Origin of the sequence: Rhodococcus sp. WAY2 (assembly GCF_009859915.1) — a bacterium.
Classification (GTDB): domain Bacteria; phylum Actinomycetota; class Actinomycetes; order Mycobacteriales; family Mycobacteriaceae; genus Rhodococcus_F; species Rhodococcus_F oxybenzonivorans.
This window is the reverse complement of sequence record NZ_CP046575.1, coordinates 20,728-42,234: the sequence shown is the minus strand read 5'-3', so window position 1 is coordinate 42,234 and position 21,507 is coordinate 20,728. Positions and strand designations below refer to the sequence as shown.

18 protein-coding genes and 2 pseudogenes are annotated in these 21,507 nt (G+C 66.2%); 9 read left to right on the top strand and 11 right to left on the bottom strand.

The window, feature by feature from the left end; genetic code table 11:
* Positions 1-1,684: 1,684 nt before the first annotated feature.
* Complete coding sequence (locus tag GFS60_RS36945) at positions 1,685-1,972, bottom strand: hypothetical protein (protein ID WP_109336185.1); 288 nt, start codon at positions 1,970-1,972, stop codon at positions 1,685-1,687.
* 87 nt (positions 1,973-2,059) lie between these two features.
* Positions 2,060-3,077: pseudogene (locus GFS60_RS36940) on the bottom strand (IS481 family transposase).
* A 193-nt stretch (positions 3,078-3,270) separates the two neighbouring features.
* Between GFS60_RS36940 and GFS60_RS36935 the strand changes: the two are divergent.
* Positions 3,271-3,411: a hypothetical protein gene (locus GFS60_RS36935; RefSeq protein WP_159929556.1), complete on the top strand. Its 141-nt coding sequence runs from the start codon at positions 3,271-3,273 to the stop codon at positions 3,409-3,411.
* A gap of 477 nt (positions 3,412-3,888) precedes the next feature.
* Here GFS60_RS36935 and GFS60_RS36930 read toward each other — a convergent pair whose 3' ends face one another.
* From GFS60_RS36930 to GFS60_RS36920, 3 genes are read right to left on the bottom strand one after another with little or no spacing between them, the layout of a single operon-like run.
* Positions 3,889-5,070, bottom strand: a complete 1,182-nt coding sequence (locus GFS60_RS36930; RefSeq protein WP_159929554.1) for a ZIP family metal transporter — start codon at positions 5,068-5,070, stop codon at positions 3,889-3,891.
* A complete protein-coding gene (locus GFS60_RS36925) occupies positions 5,070-6,104 on the bottom strand; it encodes a multicopper oxidase domain-containing protein (protein WP_159929552.1) in 1,035 nt (344 codons plus the stop codon). The genes GFS60_RS36930 and GFS60_RS36925 overlap by 1 nt, the downstream gene beginning before the upstream one ends.
* Positions 6,104-6,802 (bottom strand): metal-dependent transcriptional regulator, encoded by a 699-nt coding sequence (locus GFS60_RS36920; protein ID WP_236603744.1) that lies wholly within the window; start codon positions 6,800-6,802, stop codon positions 6,104-6,106. The genes GFS60_RS36925 and GFS60_RS36920 overlap by 1 nt, the downstream gene beginning before the upstream one ends.
* A 246-nt stretch (positions 6,803-7,048) precedes the next feature.
* Here GFS60_RS36920 and GFS60_RS39785 point away from each other — a divergent pair, with 246 nt between their 5' ends.
* Together GFS60_RS39785 and GFS60_RS39780 are read left to right on the top strand one after the other, a co-directional pair.
* Positions 7,049-7,615, top strand: coding sequence for a hypothetical protein (locus GFS60_RS39785; protein WP_236603743.1), 567 nt, complete (start codon positions 7,049-7,051; stop codon positions 7,613-7,615).
* A 46-nt stretch (positions 7,616-7,661) separates the two neighbouring features.
* A complete protein-coding gene (locus tag GFS60_RS39780; RefSeq protein ID WP_236603742.1) occupies positions 7,662-7,823 on the top strand; it encodes a hypothetical protein in 162 nt (53 codons plus the stop codon).
* A 237-nt stretch (positions 7,824-8,060) separates the two neighbouring features.
* On the opposite strand, the gene ctaE is transcribed toward GFS60_RS39780, so the two are convergent.
* Positions 8,061-8,672, bottom strand: coding sequence for an aa3-type cytochrome oxidase subunit III (gene ctaE, locus GFS60_RS36905; protein ID WP_159929550.1), 612 nt, complete (start codon positions 8,670-8,672; stop codon positions 8,061-8,063).
* Positions 8,673-9,578: 906 nt separating this feature from the next.
* On the opposite strand from ctaE, the gene GFS60_RS36900 reads away from it, so the two are divergent.
* From GFS60_RS36900 to GFS60_RS36890, 3 genes are all read left to right on the top strand, one after another.
* Positions 9,579-9,902 carry a hypothetical protein gene (locus GFS60_RS36900; protein ID WP_236603741.1) on the top strand — a complete coding sequence of 108 codons (324 nt, stop codon included), beginning with the start codon at positions 9,579-9,581 and terminating at the stop codon, positions 9,900-9,902.
* 1,072 nt (positions 9,903-10,974) lie between these two features.
* Entirely contained in the window at positions 10,975-13,800 is a 2,826-nt protein-coding gene (locus tag GFS60_RS36895) for an FtsW/RodA/SpoVE family cell cycle protein (RefSeq protein WP_159929546.1), read from the top strand.
* 390 nt (positions 13,801-14,190) lie between these two features.
* Positions 14,191-14,979, top strand: a complete 789-nt coding sequence (locus GFS60_RS36890) for an alpha/beta fold hydrolase (RefSeq protein ID WP_201453723.1) — start codon at positions 14,191-14,193, stop codon at positions 14,977-14,979.
* A gap of 5 nt (positions 14,980-14,984) precedes the next feature.
* Here the strand turns inward: GFS60_RS36890 and GFS60_RS38885 are convergent, their stop codons facing one another.
* The 3 genes from GFS60_RS38885 to GFS60_RS36880 form a co-directional block, all read right to left on the bottom strand.
* Positions 14,985-16,289: a hypothetical protein gene (locus GFS60_RS38885; protein ID WP_201453722.1), complete on the bottom strand. Its 1,305-nt coding sequence runs from the start codon at positions 16,287-16,289 to the stop codon at positions 14,985-14,987.
* Positions 16,290-16,725: 436 nt separating this feature from the next.
* Positions 16,726-17,040 (bottom strand): ribbon-helix-helix domain-containing protein, encoded by a 315-nt coding sequence (locus tag GFS60_RS36885; RefSeq protein WP_159929544.1) that lies wholly within the window; start codon positions 17,038-17,040, stop codon positions 16,726-16,728.
* A 66-nt stretch (positions 17,041-17,106) separates the two neighbouring features.
* Complete coding sequence (locus tag GFS60_RS36880) at positions 17,107-17,373, bottom strand: hypothetical protein (protein WP_159929542.1); 267 nt, start codon at positions 17,371-17,373, stop codon at positions 17,107-17,109.
* A gap of 159 nt (positions 17,374-17,532) precedes the next feature.
* Between GFS60_RS36880 and GFS60_RS38880 the strand changes: the two are divergent.
* The 3 genes and pseudogenes from GFS60_RS38880 to GFS60_RS36870 form a co-directional block, all read left to right on the top strand.
* Positions 17,533-17,832, top strand: a pseudogene (locus GFS60_RS38880) (ArsR/SmtB family transcription factor); the annotation flags it as partial.
* An 18-nt stretch (positions 17,833-17,850) separates the two neighbouring features.
* Complete coding sequence (locus GFS60_RS36875; protein WP_201453732.1) at positions 17,851-18,336, top strand: SRPBCC family protein; 486 nt, start codon at positions 17,851-17,853, stop codon at positions 18,334-18,336.
* Positions 18,336-18,794: an SRPBCC family protein gene (locus GFS60_RS36870; protein ID WP_159929181.1), complete on the top strand. Its 459-nt coding sequence runs from the start codon at positions 18,336-18,338 to the stop codon at positions 18,792-18,794. The genes GFS60_RS36875 and GFS60_RS36870 overlap by 1 nt, the downstream gene beginning before the upstream one ends.
* A 27-nt stretch (positions 18,795-18,821) precedes the next feature.
* Here GFS60_RS36870 and GFS60_RS36865 read toward each other — a convergent pair whose 3' ends face one another.
* On the bottom strand, positions 18,822-20,120 hold the full coding sequence (locus GFS60_RS36865; protein WP_159929540.1) for an MFS transporter: 1,299 nt from the start codon (positions 20,118-20,120) through the stop codon (positions 18,822-18,824).
* Positions 20,117-21,478 carry an MBL fold metallo-hydrolase gene (locus GFS60_RS36860; RefSeq protein WP_128644094.1) on the bottom strand — a complete coding sequence of 454 codons (1,362 nt, stop codon included), beginning with the start codon at positions 21,476-21,478 and terminating at the stop codon, positions 20,117-20,119. The genes GFS60_RS36865 and GFS60_RS36860 overlap by 4 nt, the downstream gene beginning before the upstream one ends.
* Positions 21,479-21,507: the final 29 nt, after the last annotated feature.

Here is a 21,507-nt window from a genome sequence, read left to right as displayed (position 1 = left end):
GACGAACTGTCGCTGTCCGGACCGCGCCGACCAGGTGAACGAATCGATCGACGAAACAACAGCTCTCGCGGACCTGATTCAACGGGTTCGTCACGCTGTCGCGGCGGACCGCGACCGGGCCGAGGAACGGGTGCGGAGCCAGCTCGCCGAACTCGGCGGCGGGGGGGCGCCCCTTTCCGGACGGTCGGGTGGCGGAGCCGGCGGACGCACCGAGCCGGCCGTGCGGGGCGGGCGGACCGTCTCTCGCACCGATCGGCTGGTATCCACAGGTCCGCAGTGCGTGGCATTGCCGACGGAGACGGACGTCGCGGCGCCAGGCGATGCTCGGCCTCGTCACGATCCTGATTCGCGCCGGGACGCTGTGGGCGGCGCCGCGGGTGTGGTCGGAGCTGCGTCGAGGCTACGACCACGAGCACCGAGGGTTCGCTGGCGGCCCCGCGAGGCGGGGGCCGCCGTCCGAGCGACAGAAATCTGATCAGGAGAAACGATGCACCACAGTCAGAACCGGACCATGGGAGTGGCGCTTTACCGCCGACATCGAACACTGGGACGAGGAGTACCCACCTTCCGCACCCGGTTGTGGATCTGGTCGAGCAAGGTGAAGGCGTCGTCGCGGTCGACGATGCCTTCGTGCGGTTGGTGCGGGCGAAGGCGATGATCCGATCACGAGCAGTGGGCACGGCGCCGATGCGGGCGAGCCACTCGATGTCGGCGACCGAGTGCGGCAGCAGATCTCGGCGGTTTCCTCCGCCCTCGCCTTCGGCGCGGAACGCCGGGTGTGGTGATCGGGTGCAGGTTCGACGGACAACTGACCGTGCATTTCGCCAACGGCCGCGTCCAGCACGCCAGCCCGGACGAACTCATACTTGCCTCCATCCCACCGCCGACGTACCGCGAGGTCAATGCTCCGCTGACTGACCGCGGCTGAACACGATCGCCTCTGTCGGCAACATCGGCGCCGCGGAGTCGCACTTCGGCGGTTGGCGGTGGTGATCGGTGGCCTGAAAACGGTGGCGCTGTACCTGTCTGCGAGAGTTGGGGTTTCCGCCGGAGCTCCCATCGTAGTCGCAGGTCAGGGCTGTGCGGGGGTTGTCGAAGAGCGCGTACCGTGAGTGTGCGGATCAAGGAAACCGCGGGTCTCGGTCACCTTGTGAAGCAGAGTTCCGGCCGAGAATGTGAAAGCATTCCTGGCCGAACCCCTGTCTGGGGCATGTCCCGTGACTCCCCGCCGTCAGCGCACCCGGAGACGTTCAGCTGCTCGACCTCGGCCGTCGCGGCACGCTTCAGTTTTCGGACAGTCGCCAACCGCTCGCGCGACTCCCGTTCGTGTTCAGCGCGCTGCGTTAGGGCATGAGCGGGCAGCGCCGAGCAGGGTGCCGACGACGGTGCCTATTGTTCCGTACATCTACTGAATGAAAGCCGAACACTGCAGGAAGCACTGTTTGACACCTGATGCCCCGACTCTGTTTGGTCGGGGCATCACGATCTTGGAGTCGTTGCGCAACGATCGGGAGCCGCGCTGGTTCCTGTACGTTCTGGGAATGCCTGCGGGCGGCTGTGTGTGGCGTTACCGGACGTGGATTACGTCAGGCAGATGCGGCGAGGGAATCGCTCGTTGAGCTGCGTTCGACTCGGCGGAAACCGCGCCGGCCTGTCGCAGACAGGCGCAGCGGTGGTGGTCAGCTTATTGGCCCGCCGTCAGGTAGTTGTGTACGTCGAAGAACGTGACTTGCGGCTCCGGTAGTCCGAACTCCGCGGTGAACGGGCGGATCTGTTCTTCGGAGAACTTCTCGAATTCGTCCCTGCCGAGCCACAAGTCGCTGACGCGGATGCCGTCGTCGGTCTCGGCGACCCAGTGACTCAACGCGCCGGGCGGGCCTTGGCCTTCTGGAGTGAGGCCCATCTTGGCAATCACATTGTCGTACTGCTCGAGGGTTCCCCCGGGAAAATCGAGAACGACCGCAACGGCCATTGTGCACCTCCGAGTTGGGATGTGATTGCCCGCCCAACCGGAACGGACCGGCGCGGATAGAACGCTAGTCCCGTGCATCGCGGACAACTAGTTGTACTGACCTGAGAGGTTGGGTACGCGGGTGGCGGGTGGTTGGCCGCCGAGTGCGGTGTGGCCGCGGTGGTGATTGTAGGTGTGCAGCCATCGCGGGAACTCGTCGCAGCGTTCGCGGTCGCTGGTGTAGAGGCGGGCGTAGGCCCATTCGTCGGCCAGGGTGCGGTGGAAGCGTTCGACTTTGCCGTTGGTTTGGGGTCGGTAGGGGCGGGTTCGGCGATGCTTGATCTCGCCTAGTGCGTCTCGGAACGCGTGTGATCGGTAGCAGGAACCGTTGTCGGTCAACACTTTTTCAACAGTGATTCCGTGCTCGGTGAACCATGCGTTGGCACGTAGCCAGAACGCGGCGGCGGTGGCTTTGCGTTCGTCGCCCAACAGTTCGGAGTAGGCCAACCGTGAGTGTGCGTCGATCGCGGTGTGCAGGAAGTGGTAGCCGCGGACCGGGCGGTAGTACTTGTCGACCTCGCCGCTGCTTTTGTCGGCTCGGGCATTGCGGCTGCCTGCCGAGCGACCTAGCTTCCGCCATCCGCCGCCGGCGGGGATCTTGCCCAGTTTCTTGACATCGACATGGACGAGATCGCCGCAGTGCGGTGAGTGCATGCGACGGATCACCCGTCCGGTCGGGCGGTCGAGCCACCGCAGTCGAGCCAACCCGTATCGGCTCAGGACCTTGTGCACTGTCGAAACGTTCAGACCCAGCAGATACGCGATCCGGGCCGGACCAGAGCGGCGGATGACGCGGACTTTGATGATGCGCCGCTCGGTGCGCGTCGGGGTCTGGTTCGGGCTGCGATGTGGCCGCGAGCTGCGATCGGCCATCCCGGCCGGCCCCTCGGCGCGGTAACGAGCGCTCCAGCGTGCTGCGGTGGTGACCGCGACCTGGAACCGTTCAGCAGCCCACCGCAGCGGCCACCCATCATCAATGACACATTGAGCAAAGGCGCAGACGACCCGTTTCGGACAACGGGGCATTACGGTGGACCCACGAAGACCTCCCTCCTGAGTGAGTGATGCGTTCCTAGACAGCTCGCACTTCACTCGGAGGTCTTCTCTGTGTCACCTCGACACGCCGTCACCAACGTCCGTGGTCAGTACAACTAGTCCCGTGCATCGCGGACAACAAGGGTGCGATCGGCCTCTTGCGGACGCGCGCAAAGTATCTCCACCCCGGAAGAGTCGGCGGCGCTGGTGGGGTGGAGAATGTCGTGCTGCGCCAACTGGGACGGATCGGTCGAGCGCCCCTGGAGTGCCGGCTGGTGCTGGTCGCCGGAACCGCCCGTTCCATCCTCCTCGAGTTCGAATTCTCGACGCGCCTGTCGAAGACGGCACTCGCTGTGATGGCATGAACCAGGCAGGCGCCGAGGTCCATTTCGTCGGACCAGGACCGGTGACGCACTGACGTTGATTGCTGCGGGGGGCGATCCGGCCGGGGCGCCGGGTCACCGTGTCCGGGAGGCGGCGACAATGGCAACGGTAAGGCACCCGGCCGGGACGCACACGGAACCGCACGCGTACTGGCGGTTTCGACCAGCACGATCTCCGAACGCGACCCCGACAGTGCCCGGCGGCGTTGCTGGCGGCCCCGCTGGGATAACCAGGGCCCCAATCCATCGGCGGGTGGGGAGCGAAACCGGGGGATGCCCGAAGCGCGAGCCGCGGCCCTCCCCATCGACGACAGCAGGACGGGGCGGTTGACAGCGCCACCGATCACGCCTACGGCAACTGACACTCACCGGCAGCGCAGGCCGTTTCGCGCCGTTGCTCGGTGGCCCGAACTTCGGACCAGCCTCACTGCGGCCGGGGCGGGTCGGCTCCGCGGGTCGTCAGGCGACCACGAGGAGTCCGGTGACATACATCGTGAGCAGGCCGGCGGTGATCCCGCCGATGGTGGCGGGACTGAGCACTCGCCCTGCGCTGTCGCGCAGGGCGGGGGCGATCTGGATGATGACCTGCGCGATCGCACCGACACCGATACCGAGGAGCAACGCCGAGAGCTCGGCGTTGTTCACGCTGGCACCGATGAGCGCACCGAGAATGGCCGGCGTCCCGGCGAGCAGACCCAGACCGAGGAGTTGCAGCAGTGGTGGGCGCCGTCGGGTCAGCGGCGCCACGACCGCCAGCCCCTCGGTGGTGTTCTGGATGGTGAATCCTACGACCAGGGTCGCCCCCAGGGCGAGCTCGCCGACGGCGTAGGCGGCGCCGATCGCCAATCCCTCGCCGAGATTGTGCAGTCCGATCCCGAGGGCGATCATGAACGCCAAACGGATCCCGCTAGACGCCTGCGTTTCGCTGACGGCGCGGCGGGACCCGAGATAGCGGTCCAGCGCGGTCAACGCGAGGAACGCCAGCACCGCGCCGAGGACGAGCAGGGCCGGGCCGCCGAAGGCGCCGCCACCGCGTTCGGAGAGTTCGACGCCCTCGATGGTCGCGTCGACGGCCAGGAAGGCCAGCAACCCGACCGTGAGCCCCAGCAGGACACGTATCCCACCAGGGCCGATCCTGCGGAGTACCGACAGGAACAGCATCCCCAGCACGACGGGAATGATGCCGACGTAGGTCCCGATCAACGCCATCAGCCCGAAGAACCCGGCATCGGCCTGCGGGGTGGTCACCGCGGCCGGGATTTCGTGTTCGATCACCAGGCCGGTCGAGGTCAGGAACGAGAGCAGGTACGGTTGCCCGTCCTGCCACGGGTAGTCGAGCCGCAGAACCTCCGAGTCCAGATGGCTGATCGGCTGCTCCCCACCGGTCAGATCGACGTAGGAGTCGTTGACGAACACCTGCGCGACCTGGACCGGATCGGGGCCGGTGTTGCGGACGGTGACTTCGATGTAGCCCGGGACCAGTTCGGTGTGTTCGACCGCGAGCTGTTCGATCGGCGGACCGGCCCGCTCGGGCAGGGTCCGGCCACCGACCAGGGCGAGCACGACCAGAGCGACACCAATGAGGAGGGCCGCACCGACCGCGGACATCCAGGTCCGTTTTGTGTCCACTGAGGTGTCCATCAGTCGGTCACCTCGAAGAACCCCATCCAGCCGAGTTCGGCGAATTCGGTCTTGTGGGCGTGGAACATGAATCGGCCGGTGTACGGGAAACGCAGTTCGCAGATGCCGCGCTGACCCTGCGCTTGCATGATGGTGTCGGTGTACTCGGACGGCTGCAGGCGGGTGCCGGTCGGGTAGTAGTCGAAGAAGTTCCCGTGAACATGGAACGTGTTGATCGGGTCGTATTCGAGGGCGTTGACCAGGTAGATCCGCACCAGCTCGCCGCGACGCACCCGGACCGGCTCGTGCATGTAGTGGAACGGGATGCCGTTCACGGCATAGAGCTGATTGCCCTCCCCGTCGAAGGTGGTGTTGTAGCCGTGCATGACCATGACCATTTCGTCGGCCGGCGGACGAGGCTGGGGTGGATCGACGATGAAGGTCCCGTACAGGCCGCGGGCGATGTGCTCGGCCAACGGGCCGACATGGCAGTGATACAGGTGCAGGCCGAACGGCTGGGCGTCGAACTCGTAGGTGAAGCTGCTGCCGGACGGAATCACTCCGGGCCCGATGTCGGGGACCCCGTCCATTTCGGCGCGGTGGATGCCGTGAAAGTGCATCGTGTGCGGGTGCGCGGAGGAATTGATGAACGTGACGCGCAGCAGGTCCCCATCCCGGCAACGCAAGGTCGGTCCGGGTACCCGCCCGTTGAACGTCCACGCCGGATACCGGACACCGGGTGCGATCTCGAGGTCGAGGTCGGCGGCGGCGATGTCCCACTCCCGCAAGACCCGCCCGTCGGGCATCAGGGACGTGCGGCCGTAGTCGAAGTCGCGCAGGAGCTCGGTGGGGTTGAAGCCGTTCACGTCGTGGTCGATGACGGCGCCCCTACGGAATGTCGGCCCGCTGACCCCACCGCCGTGGCCGCCGGAGTGCGCTCCTTCGGCCCCAAAGGGCGGCGGTGCCGCCGACGCGCCCCGGGCCCCGAGCGCTGCTGCGCCGGCGGTACCGAGCAGTGCGGAGCCCAGCAGGAACTGCCGCCGCGATTCGCCCATCACGCTGCCCTGCCGAAGACGAGGTGACCCACTGCGCCCGTCATCTCGTGCGGGTGGCCGTCAATCTCCACGCACAACGCCCCGCTGTGCGGGGTCGCGTCTGCCCGTGCGATGACGCGGCCCGGGTGAATGCCGAGGCCTGCGAGCAGGCGCAATACGTGGCTGTCGTCATCGGTCACCCGTTCGACGGTGAAATTCCGGCAGGGGGCCGCAGCGCAGAGGGAGCCCTGCCACGACTCGACATACTCGCCGGTGGCCGGCGGAATCGGGTTGCCGTAGGGATCACGGGTCGGATTGCCGAGTGCGGTGGTCAGTCGGGACTCGAGCCGCGGGCTGATCGCGTGCTCAAGCACATCTGCCTCGGCACCGATCTCGTCCCAGGGCATGCCCAGGAACTCGGCGAGGAACACTTTCGCCAACCGATTTCGGCGAAGGACCTCCACCGCATGGCGTTCGCCGTGCGCAGTCAGGATGACCCGATGGTGTCCGGAGCGCCGGATCAGGCCGGCCGCGGCCAGTCGCCTGTGCATCCCGGACACGGTGGGAGCAGCCAGCTCGAGGTACCGCGCCAGTGCCGACGTCGAGGTGGTCTCACGTCGCGCGGAGAGGCAGAAGACCGCTCTGAGGTAGTCCTCGACCGCCGCGGTGAGTAGGAATCCGCAACACTCCGAGGATGTACGCATCACAAAGTTAGGCATGACCACATCTAAAGTTAGCGCACCCGAACATTCGGAACAAGGGGAATCCCTGCGCCGGGCGGGGATGCCTCTGCGCAGACAGCAGCGGGGTTGAGGCGCCTGCCCCGATGAGTTACAGGGAAGATCAGACGAGCGTCCGCCAGTACACCCAGAACGCCTCGGCGGTCAGCGCCGGATGATCCGTTGTCGGCGGAGCAGGTGCGGTACCTGGCGGACGAGTGCGGGGGAGCTGCCCTCGGAGAGATCGTGGGGGCAAATCGGTCGCAGACATCGAGGTGGGTGTCGGGCAAGGAGCGGCCCGGGCCTGCGGCTGCCCCGCGGTTGATCGATCTCGGGCACGTCCTCGCCCGGGCACGCCTGGGGTGGGGGAAACTGCAGCCTGGAGAGCCCGAATGCGTATCTCGACGGGGCACGCCCGGTCGACGTGATCAAGTCGTCGGACACGGCGTCGGTCCTGGAGGCGCTTATCGGGTCTTTCCCTATCTGCCTTCCCCCAAGCCCGGCCAGCCGGGACACCCCCTCTACGAACACCGACCCCCACGTGGTGGCCACATCGACCATCCGGACTTTTACGCCTGGTATCTCTCACAGTTGGCCGAAGCGGCGTGCGGCGAGACGTTCGGCAACCTAGCGCACTGGGAGCAGTCGATGTTCGGGTTCCCGCAGCTACCTGGTTCTCACCGGGCCCTGGGGACCTTCCGACTGCCGGACGACTTGCGGGTTCTCGACCTCGACGACCCGGCCCAACTGGTGCGCCTGTCATTGCGGGCCACGCACATCGTGATCCGCAATCTTGCGGTGACACAGGGATAGGGTTACCCGAACTGGTCCGAGACCGACCGCAAGGAGATGCTCGGGCGTGGCAGGCAGTGCAGTGGTGGTCCTACCTACCACCGCCCCCAGTTGGACCGTGCTGGCCAGTTGGCATCGCCCCGAGGTGGTCAGCATCGAACTCCTGGAACTCGAACACCCCGCGATCGTCGATGCCGCGGCATCCAAGCACCGTGTCTTGGACCGCTGAGGGCCGTACGAAATCCGCGCGGGGCCAATGACACTCAACCGCAACGCTTTGAAGTGGTGCCCTCGCTACTGCATGTCGGTTCCGGCGGCCTCCGCGCGAGAGTCGACCACCCAGCCTTCGTAGTCCGGATCCGTCCGATGCGCGTCCGGGTGAAGGTAGCGCACGACGGCGAGAGCGTCGGTGACCTATCCGTCCCGCTGGCCCGCATCCGCCGTGGCTCCTGGGGCGTTCAGCTGATCAACGGATGAAATAGATCGTGGCGAACAGGGCGATCCACACGATGTCGACGAAGTGCCAGTAGTACGAGACGACGATGGCGGCGGTGGCCTGTGCAGGTGTGAACTTGCTGACCTTGGTGCGGGCGATCAGGAAGACGAACGCGATGAGGCCGCCGATCACGTGCATACCGTGGAAACCGGTGGTCATGTAGAACACCGAGCCGTACACGCTGCTCGAGATGGTGGTGCCCTCCTCGATGAGGCTGAGGTACTCGTAGCCCTGGCCGAGGACGAAAAAGGTTCCCATGGCGAGGGTGAGGAGGTACCAGCGGCGGAGGCCGAAGACGTCGCCGCGCTCGGCCGCGAACACGCCCATCTGGCAGGTGAACGACGAGGCGATCAGAACCAGTGTCACCGGCACGGCGAGGAACAGGTTCAGCTCGGTCGGCTCCGGCGGCCAGTTCCCGTTCGCCTGTGCTCGCGCCACGAAGTACATGGCGAAGAGCCCCGCGAAGAACATGAGCTCACTTGACAACCACACGATGGTGCCGACGCTGACCATGTTGGGTCGGTTCAGCGAGTGCACGCGTTGGGTGATTGTAGATGCTGAAGTCCCTACTGCGCTCGTCACAGAGTGAAGTATGACGCCTTGTCGTACGAGTCGGCTACCCGCGAGTTCCAGCCCTGGGTCTTCCGGTGACTCGGACGCGGGCGCTCTGCGGTGTTCGCGCCGTGGGACACACCCTTCTACCACCCGTCCGACAAGGGCCATTGACGTGCAATCCGTCACTTGATTTCGGGTGCGGTCGACGTCGAGTGACATGCCGGCATGCGGTGTCGATATTGCTGTATCCAGGGGCGGCAGGCTGGTGGCGGCAGCGGCAGTATTCGCACCTTCCACGTCGAGACCGATGTGCACCGCTCCCCGGCGACCGGTTTGATCGCTCGCGTGATCGCGGTCTCATATTCGTCTGGCTTCTGGATGCACGTAGAGGTCATAGGGCCACGCCGAGTTCGAGGTGTGCTGGGATGTGGGTCGGGTCCGATCCAGCGCCGGACCGACCTGATTGTCCTCAGCGCCCTCGGCGATGGCGTGCCGCTCGGTGTCGACACCGTTGGGCAAGAAATTGTGTGGTCGCGCGAGCTGTTCCTGCTCGTGCCTCTTCGTGAGGCATCATTTGCTCAGCTTCGGAATGGTCTCGGTCTCGCGTGCGCCGCGGCGTACTCGACGATGCCCGTGTTCGCCGCGCCCGGCGAGTCGGGGAACCCGCCATGGCCGAGGAGGCGATCGTGACCATCATCGTGTACGGATGATGGACGAAATCGGTAGCTCCGACCCGACGATTCTTTCGCAGCGCTCCGAACTGGCGGGGTACTCCAGACGCGGCGCAGCAAAGAGAGCCCGCCGAACGTCCAGGGTGGACAATAAGTTTGCACCACACCCGGCCCGCGGGATCACCTCGTACCACTGTGCAGCGAGATCCCAATAGACATACCGTTCATACTTTTCGCAGGGGAGGCCCCTATGAAAGGCAGGATGCTTGTATCCGCAGGTGCGTTGGTCGCTACCACGGCCGCGGCGCACGGTACCGGCTACGGAGGGTACCCCTGCAGTGACCAGTTCCGGGTGCCGTGGGCACTCGACACCTGGAACGGCACCCACAAGGCGGAAGGTCGTCTTCAGTCAGCCCGGACCCACAACATCCACTGCGTCTCATTCCACTGCGTCTCATTCCACGGACAGACCGTGACGTACCAGCTCGATGCCCAGGGACGGAAGCATGCCCTCAATCCTTCGTCCGGGTTCTTGATCGGTGCGTTGGCGTCGAATCTTTACTTCTGGGATCCCGCGTCGTACTGACCTTCGCGCTCGCACACTTTCCCAGTCGTCAGCTCCTGTGGCTAACGCACTGACCCTACAAAGCTGATGACCGTCGGGCGGTGGCCTTGCACCCTCGCCGGAACATGCTGGCGCACTACCCCGCTCGAGCGGACTGGTGTACGCGCGTGATCTACCAATTCCTTCGGGTCGACCCAACCGATCCCGATCATTTCTTGTGGTGAGGCCTTTTCACCTTCTCCGACGTCCCTTCACACCCAATCGTGTGCAGTTTCTCGGCGGGTGTGGGACTCATCGCGCTGATAGTCTGCGCCGCTGCTGGGCTCGTGTTGCTCATGACAACAAGTACTGCATCTGCCGGAAATGGGACTTGTCCGCCGGCAGTGCGGATCTGCACTACCGGGACGGCGAGGCTCCCGGCGCGCGGCATCTGCGAGAACAGGTGGCCGGCGGCGGGTGACGACGCAGTCCAGGTGACGCTCGTGGCAGTGACGAGGAAGTCGGTGAGGCCCGCGCGAACCGGCAATGCGTTTCGTGCGTGGCTCCGTGGGTAACCGGTCGATGTGGGCTGTCGGACCTCTTGGGATGAGTTGTGGAACGGTGATTCCCGGCAAACTGATCGTTGTTGAATGGAATGCATTCAGGGGTAGTGCGTTTCGTACGCGAGGAAGCCCGACTCCGGGTCCGTCGCCGCCGTTCCGGTAGTCGCAACTCGTCTGGGTGGCAAAGGTGCGGTGCTCGAAACAGTGGCAGAGCGCCACGTGTGGAGAAATGAGAGGTGGAGCCCGATTCTAATCGCTTGAACGAGTCTGTGATGACTCGCGTGGCGGCGTTTTCGTGGTTCTCGGACGCGTTGCGTTGTGATGCTGACACCTGCTGCGCTGTCCGGCACGAATGAGATCCATCAGCTCGAACTGTGGTACCGCCTGGTCCGCCATCGGGTCCGCTGTCGAGACGATGCCGCGCCGGCGCGGCACGGCAGCACACTTGCTGTCGGCGCTGTTGTGCCGGCTCCGGTGACAACTGTGTGTTGAAGCCGTTGTTGGTGCCGGCCGAGAACGCAATCTGCTGAGGTGCCAGGGATGGGGGACACATGCTCAGAGGAAAGCGCGACTCCGACCCGTGGATCGTGACAGCGGCGGTGGTCCTCGTCGTTCTCGGGCTGCTCAATCTGATTTCGATCGACATGACCGCGTACGCTATCCGTCAGGTTCTCTTCGCCGCCGCCGGCTTGGGGTCGATGTGGGTGGTAGCTCGCTTGCGGCTCGGTGACCTCCGAAGATTCGGCTGGGCGATACTCGTGGTCGCTACGATCCTGCTGGCGGCGGTGCCGCTCGTCGGGGTCGAGACCAAAGGCGCTCAACGGTGGCTGGACTTCGGGTTGTTCACCGTTCAGCCGTCCGAACTCGTCAAGCTCGGTGTGGTCGTGGTCCCTGCCACCCTGCTGGCTGGTGGGTACACCCTGGGCCGGTTCGTGGCGACCCTGTCGGTTGTCAGCGTGCCGGTTGCGCTCGTGGCCTTACAACCGGACCTGTCGACGGCCGTGGTGCTCCTTGCGACCGCCGGGTTGATGCTGATCCTTGCCCGGGTCCCGTTGCTCCCGTTGCTCCCGTTGTTCGCGCTGGGGATCGCCGCCCTGCCCCTTGCGGTTCTTTTTCTCCGCCCCTATCAGATCGAACGGGTCCACGTGTTCCTGTCCAGCAGTGCCGACCCCGCCGGGGCGGGGTGGGCGAAGTTGCAAGCGGACATTGCGATCGGCAGCGGTGGGTTGTGGGGACTGGCGCGCGACCCGCTGTACGGCCTGCGGGCCGAGTATCTTCCCGAATCGGAGCACGACCTCGCGTTCGCGAGTGTGGTGTACGGGTGGGGCCTGCTCGCAGGCCTGGCAGTCGTGGTGGCCGCGTTGGTCATCGTGTGGCGGGCCGCACTCGCCGCCCGCGTGACGAGGACCCGGGAGGCTGCCCTCGTGGCGGTAGGTGTTGGCGGATTGTTCGGAATTCAGGCTGTGGTTGCGATCGGTGCGAGTCTGTCGTTGCTGCCGCAGACCGGGATGCCGATCCCACTGTTCAGTTACGGGGGCACGGCGGCCATTGTCGGATTCGTCGGTATCGGGTTGGTGCTCGCGGTGCGCCGAGATGGTGTCGAGCGGCCACTGTGGGCTCCACCGGCCAGGGGCCGCCGCAAACCGAGGGGGGTGACGGCGGGCTCGGTGACCGTGACGGCGTCCCTGGTCGTGATGTCGCTGTTTGCCTGGCAGCTGCAAAACGATCGGGGTGCGCAGTTGCGTGCGGTGAGCGACGCGCAGATGACGCGCTGCGTTCGCCTGCCCGCCGAGCGCGGTCAGATCCTCGACCGCAATGGCCTGCCGCTCGCGATCAACGTCGCCGAGTACACCGTGTCGGTGGTTTCCCTGATGTTCGACGACAACGACGCGGCTGCCCGCAGCGAACTCGCTGCGCTGCTCGGCGTCACCGCGGACCAACTGACCGAGGCCCTAGGTAGCCGGGGCGAGGAATTGCAGGTCGTTGTCGGTAGGGTCTCACCCGAGCAGGCTCGGCGGATCTTGGATGCTCGCCTCCCCGGGGTACTCGTTGCTCCGTCCGGCAAGCGGTATTACCCGCAGGGGGCGCTGCTCGGCCCTGTGCTCGGCCACGTCGCGGTTGCCGACCAGGACGATATGGAGCGCTGGCCGCAGCTCGCGCTCGGTTCCCGAGTCGGTAAGGCCGGACTCGAACGGCAGTACGATGCGCTGCTTCGGGGCATCGACGGCAAGCAGTGCATGTATGTGAACCCGTCCGGGCGTCCGGTGGCCACCGGCGAGCGGGTCGACCCGTTCCGCGGTTACGACCTGCGGTTGTACCTCGACCTGGGGCTGCAGCAACTCGCGACCGATGCGCTGACCGAGGCGGTGCGCACCAGCGGCGGTGACCTGGGCGCGGCGATCGTGATGGACGCGCGCACCGGGGCGGTGTTGACGCTGGCTAGCGTGCCCGGATTCGACAACAATGTCTATGGTCCGCCAGCTGACGTGGTAGCCCTCGCCGCCCAGACGCGGGCACCGGGGGCGATGCTCAACAACGTCACCCAGACTGCGGTGCCGCCGGGCTCGACCTTCAAGATCGTGGTCGCCGCAGCGAACGCCGTGTCTCCGGTGCTGGCGCCTGAGGAGGTGATCGAAACCGGCGCCGCCTACACCTATGGCGGGCAGACCTTTCGGAACTGGCAACCGATGGGACCGAGTAATCTGGTGCAGGCGATTCAGTGGTCGGACAACGTCTACTTCTACAAGCTCGGTGAACTCCTCGGTCCCGAGAAGATCGCCGCGGTTGCCGACCAACTCGGTGTCGGCCGACCCTCGGGGATCGACCTGCCCGGCGAGGCTGAGGGCTTCCTCGGCACCCCGGAGAACGTTGGAAGCATCGGGGCCACCTGGTATCCAGGGTCGACGCTGCTGATGGGCATCGGGCAAGGCACTGTCAGCGCGACCCCGGTCCAGGTGGCGCGCTGGACGTCGGGCATCGCCACAGGTGCGATGGTCACCCCGCAACTCGCGGCGGAATACGGGTCGGGGGAAGCCATGCAGATTCCTCCCGCGACGCCTCTGCCGTTGCCGTTCGCGGACCGGCTCGACCCCGTGCGGGCGGGGATGCGTGCCTCGGCCGCGGCCGGCACGGCCGGGCAGCTCGCGGACCTGCCTGTACCGGCCGGCGCCAAGACCGGCACGGCGGAGGATCCGTCGGCGCCTGGGGCAGGTCTCAATGCCTGGTTTTCCGCGGTGGCGCCTTTTGATGCTCCCGAAATCGTCGTTTCGGTGTTAGTGCGTGGCGGTGGTTTCGGGTCGGCGACGTCGGGGCCCGTGGTGAAGAAGCTCCTCGAGCGCTACCTCGCCCAACGATCCGGCTCCGTTCCGACTCGGTGACCAACTGACCAACGATCGCCGCTGGACCTATGAGCTTGATGAATACAAACAGATTCACGACTGGGGCGACGGTCAGGTCGACGAGTTCTTCTTCGACAAGATGCTGAGAACGTCGCTCGAAGACCGCGCTGAATGGTTTGGCGAGACCATTCCTCTGCTCAGGTCAGAGCTGGAACTGCGAGCATCGATCGAGTCGACGGCTGCCAATTTCCGGCTGCAACAGATCGCAATGGTATTGGCGATCCTTGCAATATTCATCTCGGTAGTCTCCATCGCTATGCAGAGTTAATTACCACACAACGGGCGCGGCACTTCCTCGCCGGGCGGCACCCAGAGGCCCAGAGCGCCAGTGTCGCATCCTCCTGCGACTCAGATGAGAAACGGACGGCGATGCGCCAAATCAACTACCCCGGCGACGACGGAGCGCGCTTGTTCGCCGCGGGGTGTGGAGAGGGTCCGGTCGTCGTCCTGTTGCATGGCGGGGGCCCTGATCATCACAGCTTGCTGCCGATGGCGACGCGTCTCGAAGACCGGTTCACCGTTGTTGTTCCGGACGTGCGGGGGTACGGCCGCTCGGTGTGCCGGGATCCGGCGCTGCACACGTGGAGTCGCTACGCTGACGACGTGATCGCCCTCCTCGACCACCTGGGCGCGCCGGAGGCTGTGATCGGCGGGACCGGGCTGGGCGGCACCATCGCCTTACGCGCCGCTCTGGCCTTCCCCTCGCGCGTGCGGGCGGTCGTGGTGATCAGCGCCGAGGATATCGAGGACGACGAAGCGAAATTGGCCGAAACCGCGTTGATGGACCGCTTCGCCGAGCGGGTGCGAGGGGACGGTATCGAAGCGGCGTGGGAGTTGTTCCTTCCCCACCTGCAACCGCTGATCGGGAACCTGGTGCGCTCGGCGATACCGCGCGCCGATCCGGGGAGCGTCGCCGCAGCGGCCGCCATTGGGCGTGACCGCTCGTTCCGCACGCTCGACGAACTCGGTGCGATCGACGTTCCGGTGCTCATCGTCCCCGGCGCCGACGAGCGCCATCCGGCCGAGCTCGCCGAACGGATGAGCGCGACCATCCCGCATGCGACACTCGCGCGGAACGTCTCGTTCGACGCGCTCGAGACGGCGGATGACCTCGCCGACGCCGTCGTCCCGCAGATCCGCCGATTCCTCGGCAACTGAGGCCATTACCCCTCCCCGTGCGTGCCCGAGCCACGTTCGTCCGACAGGCGCACCCTGGGGCGTCGTGGCTCGGCACGGCACCGCTGTTCAGCGGTGCCCGGTCTGCGGGCCCGGACCCACTTGCCAACCTCATTCGAGACAATCGTGGCATCAAAGATCGTGTTGCTCAAAAGTTTGCTCGCGCGCTCCAACGAGTCGATGGTCTCTGTGCGCAATGCGTTCTGGCCGACCTGTTTGATGAAGTTCCACCTGCTTTTCTCTCTTGTTGGATTGCGCGCCAAGTCATCGCGAAGCTGCGCTATCGTTCCTTCGTAGCATTCGATGAGGCACTTGATCGCCCATCGCACCATGAGTCCGCCGAAGCGGTTCTCGATGAAGTGGTCGTCGGTGTAGGGCCCGCCAAAGGTAACGCCGTCCCGTGGGGATTCATCGACGGTGAGCTTGTGGCCGCACACTATCGTCCACGGATCGTCATCAGGTCTGAAGGAAGTAGCGATCTTCCAGTCGGGCGTAGAAGGGCCGGTATAGGCGTCTCCCTCAACATCAATGGAGAGCAAGTATCGGTAGTCCTCGAGACGACTGCTGATCTCCTCAACCGGTACGTCCGGCAACTGAGGTCGGGTGAAAGGCGCCGCAACCTTTGTCGTGATGACTTCAATCGCAGGTAGCGATGCCTTTTTGAAGTCGGCGATCATCGTGCCAGGGAAGATGCGGGCAACCCACTGGCCTGCCGCTTCGCGAACACGCGGGCGTTCTTGCGCAATCGCTGCTTGCTTGCGATGAAACGCAGTGTGGTGACGAAGACCTCTGCCGACGGTGTCGATGCGCAAATATCTGTTCGTGTTCAGCTCATCGTTTAGGGCATTGGCCGATTCGTCGGAGAGGGTAAACGTAGCTAGGAGGACTACCACGCTCGGGATCGGAGACATCGCTTTGAGCCGAACCCGATCGAAATCCTCGGGCAGGTCGGCAGCGATGTCATCCATCCACTTTCGTTCAGTTCCCCGCCGGTAGAGTGATCCGGCAACTACCCAACCGCCTGTGCTGCTAGTGCGTCTGACCGAATCGGCCCATTCGTAAATGTCGGGTCCGCCAAACGGATTGTCAGGTTCGATGTTGAGTGCCTTGCATCCTTCGACCAGTCGATCTAGATCGCCACCGACGTAGCACTCGGAAACCTGCAGCACACGGCGCTGGACATCTTCTCCGGAAGGCAAGCGCGTTGACTCGTTTTGCCTCTCATCCAGTTCACGATCGAAGTCCCCCTCCGGGTCTGGATATTCGGGCCGATCTTCGTGAACTACCGCCATTGTTCTTGATGTCCAATCTGTGACTGGGCGCAGCGGCCTCTCCACTGGGCGCGTTGCTCGTCACGAGCGTTCTTTTCCCAATGTGACCCGTTCGGCTGCACGCTACCTTGAGTGCATCTATGGAGGGAATGGCACATGCAATTCCGTCGCGCGTCGCGCAAACTGCCGCTGTGGTAGGAGGGACCTGTCGTCTGCCCTGGTCGAAGCCATGGTCACGGCTGCCCAAGCCACTTGGCATGAAACCGCCGCAGCGGCCGCGGGTGTATAACGCCGTCACCTGAGGGATAGCGTGTCCCCGTGGATGATTCGTGTTCGTGGCGACGCGCGGTGTGCTGCGCGGTGCCTCCCCGGAGCGAGGGACGAGGGCAGCGCGAATCGAAACTTCACGCCCCCACATGACGCCTCGCTGATACGGGTGCGTCGGGCCTGGTTGTGGTCAGGAGGAGTGCCTCTGGATGTACTCCTCGACGGCCTCACGCATCAGTTCGCTGGGCTTGCGGTGCTGGCGTTCGGCGAGTTCGTCGAGCTTGTTGCTCAGCGGCGCCGGCAGTCGGACTTGCCGCTGGGGTGATTCGCCACTGGCGCCGGCCAAGGACGGACGGCCGGCGCCCACCCTTTCGAGCAGTTCGCGCCCGGCTGCGGCGGCCTCGGCGCCCCGCTTGGCAGTGGCCGAGTTCTTCGGCAGCGTCATCTCGTGCTCGGCCCACTCGGCGAGTTCGTCGTAATCGGAGTTCTTATCGTTGCTGTTCATCGGTATGTCACCCCTTCGAGTGTGGGTAGGGCCCCGGATGCATGCGCAACCGGGGGAATCGGGCAGTCACTGAGGGTCCTTCATGCGGTGGAGATGCTTCTGCCGCGCCTGTATCACATGGAAAACCGCCATGCCCCGCGGCGGAACGATCTCCACCATGACTTCGAGCAACGGACCCCCAAGTGTGCGCGGAGGACCGATGAAGAGCCAAGGCTTCGAGTGGCCGGGAACGCGTGGTTCGTCGAACTCTTGCTCGACGTAGACGGCGTTCTCGATCGCGTGCAACGCGTCGTGACCATCCGGGAATGGGCTGCGGATTTCGCTGGGCGTCATGGTGGGCGTGTTGTTGGGGTTTCTTCTGCGGCTGCCGCTGTGACGCTGTGGTGCTGGCCGGGCAGGCGCGGCGTCAGTCCAGCAGGGGCGATTCCGGAGGGGGTTGAGGTTAGAGGCATCTCTTGACAACGATGCTCCGTAAGCGAGAACTTACCGTTCGTAGACACTTACCAAGCTGGAGACGAATGGGGCGCGCTCGCCGATCGAACGAGACGCACGATCCTCGAGCGCCTGGCCGTGGGTCCGTGCGCGGTCGGTGAACTCGCCCGCGAGCTGCCGATCAGCCGACCGGCGGTCTCGCAACACCTGAAGGTGCTCAAGGACGCCGGGCTGGTCCGCGACCGGGCCGTCGGCACCCGCCGCATCTATCACCTCGACCCGGCCGGCATCAGCGCGCTGCGCACCCAGCTCGACCGGTTCTGGGCACAGGCACTGACCGCCTACAAGGACGCGGTCGAACAACCCGCAGGAGAGTTCATGACACAGACACACGCCGAACCGGTGCAACAGCAGATCGTGGTGAACGCAGGGCTCGAGCGCGCGTTCGCGCTGTTCGTCGAGCGATTCGATGCGATCAAGCCGCGTGAGCACAACATCATGGCGGTCCCGATCGCCGAGACCGTGTTCGAACCGAGGGTGGGCGGCCACATCTACGACCGCGGAGAAGACGGCACACAATGCCGGTGGGCGCGAGTACTGGCCTATGAGCCGCCGAACCGGGTGGTGTTCAGTTGGGACATCAACGGGCACTGGCAGATCGAGACCGACCCGGACAAGACCAGCGAGGTGGAGGTCCGGTTCATCGCCGAATCCGACAATCGCACCCGGGTCGAGCTCGAGCACCGCAACCTCGAGCGCCACGGCGAGGGTTGGGAAGCGGTCCGCGACGGTGTCGGGCACGACGCCGGGTGGCCACTCTACCTGCAGCGCTACCTCGACGCCGTCGACAGTGAGCAGCGCTGATGGCGCCGATCACGACCAGCATCGACGTCGCCCGCCCACCGGCGCAGGTGTTCGCCTACGTCACCGACCCGACCCGCTTCGTCGAGTGGCAGAAGGGTGTCGTCGGCGGGCACATGGACGGCAGTGGGACCCCGCAGGTCGGTGAGAAATGCCGCACCGCGCGCCGTATCGGTTTCGCCGAACGTTCGGTGACCGCCGAACTCACGCATATCGACCCACCGAGTACGTGGGGTGTGCACGGTGTCGACGGCCCGATCCGGGCGGTCGTGGATGTGACGGTCGATCCGCTCGACTCCGCACATCGCTCCCGGGTGACGATCGCGGTGGACTTCGTAGGCCACGGGATCGGGAAGGTTCTCGTCCCACTGGCTGTGCGCCCGCAGGCCCGCAAGGAGATGCCGCGCAATCTGGCCACGCTCAAGCAGCGTCTGGAGGCGCAACCGGCGCAGCCGAACTAGGCGGCCTACGTCCTCGCCGGATGGGTCTCACCCCTTCGGCGCACGCTCCGTGCTCATGCGGATGGGGTTGGGGTGGGTTTCGTACATGCGGGCCGCGGCGGCGAGGGCGGCGGCGGCGCTGACGGCGGCGGCCACCCAGACGGCGGCGTGCATGCCCATCAGGTCGGCGACGATGCCGCCGGCGATGGCGCCGACGGCGTAGCCGCTGTCGCGCCAGACCCGGTAGATCCCGACGGCGCGGCCGCGCCAGGCCGGGTGGGCGACGTCGCCGATTACGGCGAGCAGGGTGGGGTAGACCATGGCGGTGCCGGCTCCGAGTAGCACCGTGCCGCCGGCCCACCCGAGGAAGCCGTGGGAGGCGGCGATCAGCGCCAGGGCTGCGGCTTGCAGGGTCATGCCGGCGGTGATCAGGTGCTTGCGGCCGATACGGTCCGACAGGGCGCCGGTGACCAATTGTCCGGCGCCCCACACCCCGGGATAGAGGGCGAACAGCAACCCGATTTGTCCGGCGCTGAGGTCTGCGGTGGCGAACAGCAGGGGGAACAGGCCCCAGGAGAGGCCGAAGTTGAGGTTGTTGACCAGGCCGGCCTGGCTCGCCGAGGACATGGCGGGCTCGGTGAAACTGGTTGCCATGGCGATCTGGCGGTCGGTCAGGTCCGCGTGCAGGTGATCGCGGCGACCGTCCGCGCGGGGGATGTGCTGGGCGGCCTCGAGGCGCGCGTAGTCGCGGGTTTCGTGGATGAATACCCCGGACAGCAGCAGCGCGAGGGCGGTGTAGGCGAGTCCGAGCAGGAACGGGGCCGGTCGCAGCCCGTACTGCTCGGCCAGGTAGCCGGCCATCAGTGAGCTGACGGCGACGGCGCCGTAGCCGGCGGCCTCGTTCAGGCCCATCGCCAGGCCGCGGCGGCGGGGGCCGACCAGGTCGATCTTCATCACCACGGTGGTGGACCAGGTCAGGCCCTGGTTGATGCCGAGGAGCACGTTGGCGGCGACCACCCACCACCAATTGGGGGCCGCGATGAGCATCAACGGGACGGGAATGGCGAACAGCCAGCCCACCAGCAGTACCGGCTTGCGGCCGTAGCGGTCCGACCAGGTCCCGGCGAAGTAGTTGGCGGCGGCCTTGGTGATCCCGAACGCGGCCACATAGGTGAAGATGAATGTGTAACCGGTGAGGGCGAATTCGTTCGCGGCGAGCAGCGGCAGCACGGTCTGCTGCTGGCCGACCATGCCACCGACGAGGGCGTTGACGGCGACGAGCAGGCTGAACTGGGCAAGGTTGGCGCCCAGGCCGAGCCGGATCGGCCGGGGCGCGGGCGTGCTCATGCGCCGGTCTCGAGGGTGCGGCCGGTGGCGGCGGCCCAGTCGTCGGGTCCGCCCTCGAGCACCGTGAGGTTCCGGTGCCCGGCGCGTTCGAGCAGGCTCGCGGCGCCCATCGCGCGTTCGCCGTGCCCGCACATCACCACGGTGGGCTCGCGGGGCAGGTCGTCGACCCGGCCGGGGAGGGCGCCGAGTTCGATGTGGACGGCGCCGGGCAGGTGCCCGGCCAGGTATTCGGGGCGTTGACGGATGTCGAGGACCCGGACATTGCCGACCCCGTCGGGGCCGGTCAGCGCCGTGGCGGCCACCCCCCGTTCGGCGGCGGTCCAGGCGGCGAGGCCGCCGTCGAGTTCGCCGATCAGATTGTCGTACCCGATTTTCAAGCCCTGCCAGACGATCTCGTTCACGTCCTGGTCTCGGTCGCGGACGATGATCAGGGGCCGGTCGGCCGGGGCGAGCCAGCCCAGCCAGCTGGCGAACACCGGCCGCAGCGGGATCGAGAGGGCGCCGGGGATGTGGGCGGCGGCGAAGCGGGCCAGTGGGCGCACGTCGATCAGGGCGGCGCCCTCGGCCAATTGGGCCCGGACGGTGTCGACGGTCAGGGCCGGCAGCACCGGATCGTGGTCGAGTAGCGGGGGACCGACCCGGTTGATCTCGCCGAGCCGGCGGAAGTACGGCGGATAGCTGCCCAGCGACCCCAGCAGTTGGGCGACGAACGCGTCTTCGTCCGGGGCGGCGAGCAACGGGTTGGTGGCGCGCTCGCGGGCGATGGTGCTGGTGCGGTCCGCGCCGGGTGGGGCGGAGCAGAACGAGCCCGCCCCGTGCGTGGGCCAGACCGCGACGTCGCCGGGCAATGCGACGAGGCGCTGCAGCGAGGCGTATTGCTCGCGAGCCAGGACTTCGGTGCGATCAGGGCCGAGCAGGTCGGTCCGCGCGGCCGAACCCACCAGCAGCGAGCCGCCTGTGAACACCCCGACCTCCGTGTCGCCGTCGAGCAGCAGGAACGACAGGTGCTCGTGGGTGTGCCCGGGCGTCATCAGCGCCCGCAACCGCAACCCACCCAGGTCCACCTCGTCGCCGTCGCGCAGCCCGGTGTGGGGGAACTCCCGGTCCCCGGCCGCCGAGGCCAGCACCCGGGTCCCGCCGGTGGCGCCGAGTTGGCGGGCGCCGGAAAGGAAGTCGGCGTGCAGGTGGGTGTCGGCCGCGAACGCCACGGTCAGCCCGCGGCGTGCGGCAGCGGCATGCACCGCCCGCAGGTCCCGGCTGACGTCGACCACCAACGCCCGCCCGTCGCCGAGATCCACGAGGTAGGCAGAGTTGCCGAGCCCCTCGTCGACGAGCGGTACCAGATCGATCCCGGCCATGGCCTTCTCCCTGCCTCGGCGCTGAGGGC

Bases quoted from the DNA above. Each gene is read 5' to 3' on its own strand.
- GFS60_RS36945 (WP_109336185.1), bottom strand. From the start codon at position 1,972: ATGGCCGTTGCGGTCGTTCTCGATTTTCCCGGGGGAACCCTCGAGCAG.
- GFS60_RS36930 (WP_159929554.1), bottom strand. From the start codon at position 5,070: ATGGACACCTCAGTGGACACAAAACGGACCTGGATGTCCGCGGTCGGT.
- GFS60_RS36925 (WP_159929552.1), bottom strand. From the start codon at position 6,104: ATGGGCGAATCGCGGCGGCAGTTCCTGCTGGGCTCCGCACTGCTCGGT.
- GFS60_RS36920 (WP_236603744.1), bottom strand. From the start codon at position 6,802: ATGCCTAACTTTGTGATGCGTACATCCTCGGAGTGTTGCGGATTCCTA.
- GFS60_RS36900 (WP_236603741.1), top strand. From the start codon at position 9,579: ATGCTTGTATCCGCAGGTGCGTTGGTCGCTACCACGGCCGCGGCGCAC.
- GFS60_RS36895 (WP_159929546.1), top strand. From the start codon at position 10,975: ATGCTCAGAGGAAAGCGCGACTCCGACCCGTGGATCGTGACAGCGGCG.
- GFS60_RS36890 (WP_201453723.1), top strand. From the start codon at position 14,191: ATGCGCCAAATCAACTACCCCGGCGACGACGGAGCGCGCTTGTTCGCC.
- GFS60_RS38885 (WP_201453722.1), bottom strand. From the start codon at position 16,289: ATGGCGGTAGTTCACGAAGATCGGCCCGAATATCCAGACCCGGAGGGG.
- GFS60_RS36885 (WP_159929544.1), bottom strand. From the start codon at position 17,040: ATGAACAGCAACGATAAGAACTCCGATTACGACGAACTCGCCGAGTGG.
- GFS60_RS36880 (WP_159929542.1), bottom strand. From the start codon at position 17,373: ATGACGCCCAGCGAAATCCGCAGCCCATTCCCGGATGGTCACGACGCG.
- GFS60_RS36875 (WP_201453732.1), top strand. From the start codon at position 17,851: ATGACACAGACACACGCCGAACCGGTGCAACAGCAGATCGTGGTGAAC.
- GFS60_RS36870 (WP_159929181.1), top strand. From the start codon at position 18,336: ATGGCGCCGATCACGACCAGCATCGACGTCGCCCGCCCACCGGCGCAG.
- GFS60_RS36865 (WP_159929540.1), bottom strand. From the start codon at position 20,120: ATGAGCACGCCCGCGCCCCGGCCGATCCGGCTCGGCCTGGGCGCCAAC.
- GFS60_RS36860 (WP_128644094.1), bottom strand. From the start codon at position 21,478: ATGGCCGGGATCGATCTGGTACCGCTCGTCGACGAGGGGCTCGGCAAC.